Raw genomic sequence first — 1453 nt, 5'->3', positions numbered from 1 at the left:
AGCCAACCCAGAAAATTACCTGCCATGGAATTATCTAGAAAATAGTGAGTAACGGCTGACTTGCTTTCCAAAAAAGACTGAATTGGGCTAACCGCCCAAGTCAAACTATGCAGCCGTAAGCTCACCGATGAAACGCCTTGCTGCCTATATTTCTAGCGAGTTTTCTATTAAATCACTTTCAATTGCGACACTTTTTGTAAAGCCAAGTCGAGTGCACATAGCGTTCGACCTACACTTTGCCTATGAAATGCAAAATGATGATTTATTGGTGGGGTATGGTTTGCCTTGGAACAATGAGCTGAGAAATATCCCGTATATATCTCAGCTTGTTAAGTAGATTATATGGGCGCGTGATTTGCTACGGTCATTAATAATATATTCTAAAAAACAATCACAATGAGCAAGGTCAATGGGCTCATTATTGGTAACAAATATGGACAGTACATTTCTAAATAGCGAGGGTGATTATACCCATGCGATCTCAAGATTATTTATTATTTTAAGGATTAAAAAATCTATGGCTAAAGCGATAACCGTTGTCATCGCTTTAGCCATTTGAATTGCAAGTTGCTATAAAAAGAATGCTATTGATTGTCATTTCAATATATACAAGACGTGAGACGCAGGCTGAAAATCGACTAATAGCGTATTCAGAGATGGCTAAAAACTACTTTTAATTTGCCGAAGCCGACTGCTCTAAATAGCCAAATGCGGTCAATAACGCTTGTTCTTGGAATTGTTTTAAACCAACTTCACGCGCATCGGGTTTCACTTGTGCATTTGCTAAACCTTCTTTGATATAAGTCGAAGAGAGTACATGTACATTCAATTCGGGCATTAACTGCAACGCGGCTTCAATTTTAAAACTTAGTGGGTTACCCGCATATTTGCCTTTTAAATCACGTTGCCTGATAACCACAGTATCTACTTTGTAATCTTTCATTAACTGTGCAAAATCGAATTGAAACTTTTTAAGTGGTTCGGTATTGATTGGATCAACTAAACTTAGTTTAGCCGTACGCACCTTAGGGACATCATATAAACCGTCTTTTAACTGTATTATGCTGATAATCGCTTCATTGCCTTTTAACTCTACACCACACACTCTCATAAAAATCCCCTTAGTTTAAACAACGGGCATTATTATTTAAATATGAGATTCAAGCAACTAGCAAATCAAAATAGAGAGATATCTAAGCTCGTTTAATAAGCAATTTAAAGCTTTAGACAGAACAACAACAAAAGAATCTTGTGCTAGGTGGTTTTGATTTAGCAGGATTAGGTGTTCGCCTCAGTGCCGCTATCTGCGGTCTGATTGGTTATCACTATTTATAACTCAAGTTTCGGGATTCAAAACAAACAATAAAACCCAAATAACTCGATGATTTTAAAGAGGTTGATGTCTCATTGTGGTAAAATACTTGTTAACTAGACAAAGGATAATACAACAAGA

Annotated in this window: 1 protein-coding gene; it reads right to left on the bottom strand. The window is 36.8% G+C overall.

All coding sequences use genetic code 11. The features are described 5' to 3' along the window. Positions 1-673 precede the first annotated feature (673 nt). Positions 674-1111 (bottom strand): DUF3010 family protein, encoded by a 438-nt coding sequence (locus tag KSO91_RS17235; RefSeq protein ID WP_238744252.1) that lies wholly within the window; start codon positions 1109-1111, stop codon positions 674-676. Positions 1112-1453 lie beyond the last annotated feature (342 nt).

Origin of the sequence: Psychromonas antarctica, from assembly GCF_022267535.1 — a bacterium.
GTDB lineage: Bacteria > Pseudomonadota > Gammaproteobacteria > Enterobacterales > Psychromonadaceae > Psychromonas > Psychromonas antarctica.
This window is presented reverse-complemented; position numbering and strand designations above follow the sequence as displayed.